Annotated in this window: 3 protein-coding genes; all 3 read right to left on the bottom strand. The window is 59.1% G+C overall.

The window, feature by feature from the left end; all coding sequences use genetic code 11:
* Positions 1–152 precede the first annotated feature (152 nt).
* The 3 genes from rlmN to VN887_12460 all read right to left on the bottom strand — a co-directional run bounded on the left by rlmN (position 153) and on the right by VN887_12460 (position 5021).
* Positions 153–1280 (bottom strand): 23S rRNA (adenine(2503)-C(2))-methyltransferase RlmN, encoded by a 1128-nt coding sequence (gene rlmN, locus VN887_12470; protein ID HXT40819.1) that lies wholly within the window; start codon positions 1278–1280, stop codon positions 153–155.
* 103 nt (positions 1281–1383) lie between these two features.
* Entirely contained in the window at positions 1384–3582 is a 2199-nt protein-coding gene (gene glgP / locus VN887_12465; protein ID HXT40818.1) for an alpha-glucan family phosphorylase, read from the bottom strand.
* 155 nt (positions 3583–3737) lie between these two features.
* Positions 3738–5021: a hypothetical protein gene (locus VN887_12460; protein ID HXT40817.1), complete on the bottom strand. Its 1284-nt coding sequence runs from the start codon at positions 5019–5021 to the stop codon at positions 3738–3740.
* Between the last annotated feature and the right edge of the window lie 264 nt (positions 5022–5285).

Raw genomic sequence — 5285 nt, 5'->3', positions numbered from 1 at the left:
CCATGCATTGGTTCCAAGAGCCAAATGCAATCTGCCCTCAGCGAAGTATTTTCCCCGTGAAATCGCGTTGTGCACGAACAGGAAGATTGCTACAAGCGAGAGCAAACCAGCTACCGCAACTCCGACTATACGCCTCACATCCCATTCGGTCTTCATCGTGAGGACAACTCCCGTTCCGTCTTGAACCGCAACTGGCCGCAGGCGGCGTCAATGTCATGGCCCTTTTCGCGGCGCAGGGTTGCGGCCACCTTCAGTTTCTCCAACGCGTCGAGAAAGGCTTGCTGCGCGGCTTCGCCGGGACGCTCCCAGGGCAGTCCCTCGACACGGTTGTACGGAATCAGATTCACCTTCGCGCCGAGCCGGTGCGCGAGTGCCGCCAGAGGTTTGATCTGGTCCGGGCTGTCGTTGATGCCCGCGATCAAAATATATTCCAGGGTGATTATTTTGCCCTTCTTTCGCTGATAATACTCGCAGGCGGCCGTAAGCTCGCTCAATGGATATTTGCGGTTGATCGGCATGATGTTCCCGCGCACTTCGTCGGTCGCGCCATGAAGAGAAATGGCCAGCCGAAACTGCAGCGGCTCGTCCGCCAGTTTGCGGATTTGCGGGACCAGCCCGCTGGTGGAGATGGTGATCTTCCGCGCGCCGATTCCCCCGCCCCACGCCGCGTTCAAAATCCTCAGCGCCTTGAGCAGCCGGTCGTAATTGGCCAGCGGCTCGCCCATTCCCATGATCACGAGATTGTCAACCAGCCTCGGTCTCGCCGTCATGCTCGTAATCGCGATCGGGGTGCCGGCGGAATTCGAGGATGAGGACGATTCGTGCCATCGCTCCACCGCCAGTACCTGTTCCACGATTTCCTCAACCTCCAGATTCCGTTTCCACCCCTCCAGCCCGCTCGCGCAAAACTTGCAGCCGTAGGCGCAACCCACCTGCGTGGACACACAGAGCGTGTGCCGGTCGCTCGCCTCGCCGTAGAACGCGGGATTGGCTGGAATCAGCACGCTCTCGATCAACGACCCGTCGCCCAGGCGCCAAAGGAATTTTTGCGTGGTGTCACGGGCGCCTTGCTTTCGGACCAACCCCAACGCCCGCAATGAATAGCTCTCGCGCATTTTGTCGCGGAGCATTTTCGGCAGGTTTGTCATGACCTCCCAACTCGTGGCACGTCGGCCATAAAGCCATTCGAGAACCTGGTCCACGCGATAGGCAGGCTCGTTCCATCCGTTGAATCGGGATTCCAATTCCTCGCGTGTTTGGGATTTAATGTCCGGTGTCACGTCAGATTCGAACTCTTCCGCTGCTATTCCATTGAACCGCCCGCGCGCCGGATGGGCGCGCGAAGCACAACGCCGCGGGATGCGCCCCGCTCGGAGGAAAACGTCACATTCTCACGTAGTACTTCTTCGTATATTCCTGCACCATGCGCCAGGTGTTGAATTGCGGCACCAGCGTTGCCATCGCGCGGCGGATTTTTTGAATCCAATCGCGCGGAATCCCGTTCGCGTCGCGCCTGAAAAAGCACGGAATGATTTCTTCCGTCAGCGTCTTGTAAAGATTTTCGCTGTCGCGCCGGTCCTGTTCCTCGATGGAATCCGGATGCGAATCGTCGCCGATGGCAAATCCATTTGTGCCGTCGTAGCCCTCCCTCCACCAGCCGTCGAGGATGCTGAAATTCAGGCACCCATGACAGCTCGCTTTCATTCCGCTCGTGCCCGAGGCTTCCAGCGGCCGGCGCGGGTTGTTCAGCCACACGTCGCAGCCGGACACCATCTGACGGCCGACATGCACGTCGTAATTCTCGATAAACACCAGGTAACCCTTCAGCTCACTGTATTTGCTCAAATGAATGATGTGCTGGATGAACCGCTTGCCTTCGTCGTCGCGCGGGTGCGCTTTGCCGGCAAAAATAAATTGAACCGGCCGCTGCTTGTCACGCACGAGCTTCACGATGTTTTCAAACTGCTGAAAAATCAGCGGCGCCCGTTTGTAGGTCGCAAACCGGCGGGCGAAGCCGATCGTCAGGGCGTCGGGGTTGAGGAGCTGGTCGAAAGCGATGAAGTCGCCCTGCGCCAGGCGCTGGCCCTGAAGCAGCAATCGCCGCCGGGCGAATTCAATCAGTTCGCGCCGAAGCCGGTAGCGCAACGACCAGATTTCCTCGTCGGAAATAAAGTCCGGGTCCGCCATCTTCTGCCAGAACGCGGAGTCGTTGACATATTGCCCCAATCCTCCCGATGCCAGCCGACGAAAGCTGGTGGTGTCCCCGCCCGCGGGAACCTCGGTTCCATCCGGTGGTGGACCGAGTTTCTTTCGCCAGAAACGACGCATCGGCCCCTTCATCCAGCCCAGCAGATGAACGCCGTTCGTGATGTGGCCGATGGGAACCTCGTCCGCCGGTTTGCCCGGGTAAAGGATCTGCCACATCTTCCGGCTGACCTGCCCGTGCAATTCGCTCACCCCATTGGCGGCACGCGAAGCTTTCAACGCCAGCACCGTCATGCAAAATGGCTCGTTCGGGTCGTCCGGATTCACCCGCCCCAACGCCATGAAATCGTCCATCGACAGCTTGAGCCGCGATTGAAACCGGTTCAGCGAGTAATTCACGAGATCCGGACTGAACCGGTCGTGCCCGGCTTCGACCGGCGTATGCGTCGTGAAAATGCACTCCGCCCGGGACATTTCGAATGCCGCTTCGAACGATTTGCCCGCAGACAGCTTCTCGCCCACCAGTTCCAGCGTGAGAAACGCCGCGTGCCCTTCATTCATGTGGAACACGGAAGGCTCGACTCCCAGCGCGCGCAGCAACCGGACACCGCCCACTCCCAGCACGACCTCCTGCATGATACGTGTCGTGCTGTCACCTCCGTACACGCGCAAAGTCAGATCGCGATAATGCTGTTCGTTTTCGGGCCGGTTCGTATCGAGCAGATACACGGAACACCGCCCCACATTCACGCGCCACGCCTGGAACGCGACCTGGTTCATCGCGATTTCCACCGTGAGTACCAGCGGCTCCCCTTTCGCGTCGAGCACCGGCTCAATCGGCAGATTCTTTGGATTCAACAACGTGTAGTATTCGGACTGCCAGTTGTCCTGGTTGAACGCCTGCATGAAATAGCCTTCCCGATAAAAAAGGCTGACACCCACGAACCCAAGGCCGAGGTCGCTGGCTGATTTGGTGTGGTCGCCGGCCAGCACGCCCAGGCCGCCGGCTGCAATCGGCAGGGTTTCATGGAAACCGAACTCCGCGGAAAAATAGGCGACCGGGTTCCGCAGCAGCCCGGGACAGTTTTCCCTCCCCCAGGTTTTCGCCTCCTTCAAATAACCGTTGAAACTGTCGAGCACATGGCGCACCTGGTGCGCAAAATCGCGGTCCTGCAGGCGCACGCGCAGTTCATAATCCGAAACCTCGCGCAACACGGCCACCGCGTTGTGATAGAGGTTCTGCCATCCGCGCGGGGAAAGCTGCTGGAATACCTCCTGCGCCTCCTGGCTCCAGGTCCACCAGAGATTGCGGGCCAGTCGATTCAATCCGGCGGTCAATTCCGTGATTTCACCGGCTGAAAGAGGTGGCTCGTTCATGGTTTCAACGTCAGTTCGCTTCGCTTCACCCGGCAACAATTCGCAAACGCTAGTCAGCCACACTGGCAATCGCAAATAAAAACACGGCGAAGACCATCACGACGACATCTGATGCCCCGCCAGGATCGTGAGACGCGCCAACGCACCGTGTGGGATCATTGCTCGCTTGAAAACGCCGCCCGGTCCAGCTCCCGGTAAACCCCCAGCCACTTCTGGATGGATGGTTTCGGGCCCGAGTCCGGCACGGCACCTGTCGCCGCCAGCAACCGGCCCGCCTGTTCTTCCACGCTGCCAGGCCCATAGAAATGATCGCGCGCGTGATGAATGAATTTCATCGCGCGGAAACCATCGAACCAGAGGAAAAAGCGCTTCTGAAATGCCGCCGCGCTCGCTGTGTTGGCGCGCATCTCGGCCAGCGCAACGCCAAATCGCTGCTGTTCCAGAAAACTCCGGACCGGGGCCGGAAATTCCTTTGTCACTCCAATGTTTCCAACTTTGCCGGCCCGACAATTCTCCTCCACATGGTCGAACAACAATTTGAGGTCGAAGAACGCTTCCAATGGATACGTTTTGATTTTTCGCTCAATCAAAAACCGGGATACCGCCATGCCGGTTCCAAAAGGAACCCGGTCGGACGGACGCGGCGACGGATGCACTGTGGTTCCGGTCAGATCACTGAAGCCTCCGAGCGGGATTATTTTGTGCAGGAAATAAAAATCCTCGCCCGCCTTCCGTTTGTTCATGCCGCCCTGCTTCCGGTACGCGCCGGCGCGCACGGCCATGCATGATCCGACCGTGTGGTACGCGTGCGGAAAACCGGCAAACCGCAGGGCCTGCACATAGTATCGCAGGTGCAGTTCGTAGGCCGCCACCGCCTCATACACTTCCGGCGTGAACGGTCCGCTCAACGGATGCTCGAAGTAAATGCTGCAACCCGGACTCAGCCGCCCGTTCCAAAAATGCCCCTCGATGGCCGTCAGATAATTGCGCTCACATCGGCAGTCGGCGTCGAACCCGGCGATGATTCCATCCATCCGTCCAATCTCATCGAAGCGCCGCAGAGCCTCGTCCATCCCGATTTTGCGCGCCAGGCCGACCCCGGCCTGTTTTGGCGGCAGTTCGGGGAAATGCACCGGATGAAACTCGAGGTCCGGATCGCGATGCCGCCCGATCCATTCGTCCGCGTCCTTCCGTGTCGCCCGATTTTGTGCAACCGCTTCCCCGGCGCAACCGGCGGGAGAATTGACCACCAGAATCACCTCGACGGAACAGCCCGGACGTTCGCATCGCCAAAGTGATTCCAGGCAGCCAATCAAATCCGGTTCGTTGTAGCACGGGATGACCACCACGATGCCGAGCTCTGATCGCGGTGCCGCGGGAATCTGACGCTGGCAAAATCCGAACCGCTGAAAATAATACTCTGTTTCCGGCGTCGCCATCGTCTTGAATTCGCAAATGCTCAACCCACTCTGAACATCTGCGGGCCGAATTCAATCACTCGCGCGCGGTTCGGGGCCCTCCCACGTTGTTCCTTCCACTTTCCGCTTCGCTTGCTAGCATTCGCCCGTGCGCTGGAACCCATGAAATATTCGCTCGAACTCGCTGCCGCCACCCGACCGGAATGGACGCAGACCGTCATGTCAGATTTTCCCGCCTTCCTGCGGGACCACGCGGATTGCGAACGCAAGGCTTCCGCCATGGCC

The organism is Candidatus Angelobacter sp. (assembly GCA_035607015.1).
GTDB lineage: Bacteria > Verrucomicrobiota > Verrucomicrobiia > Limisphaerales > AV2 > AV2.
This window is presented reverse-complemented; position numbering and strand designations above follow the sequence as displayed.

Coding starts and splice junctions, on each gene's coding strand:
- VN887_12460 (HXT40817.1), bottom strand. CDS start 5,021: ATGGCGACGCCGGAAACAGAGTATTATTTTCAGCGGTTCGGATTTTGC.
- glgP (HXT40818.1), bottom strand. CDS start 3,582: ATGAACGAGCCACCTCTTTCAGCCGGTGAAATCACGGAATTGACCGCC.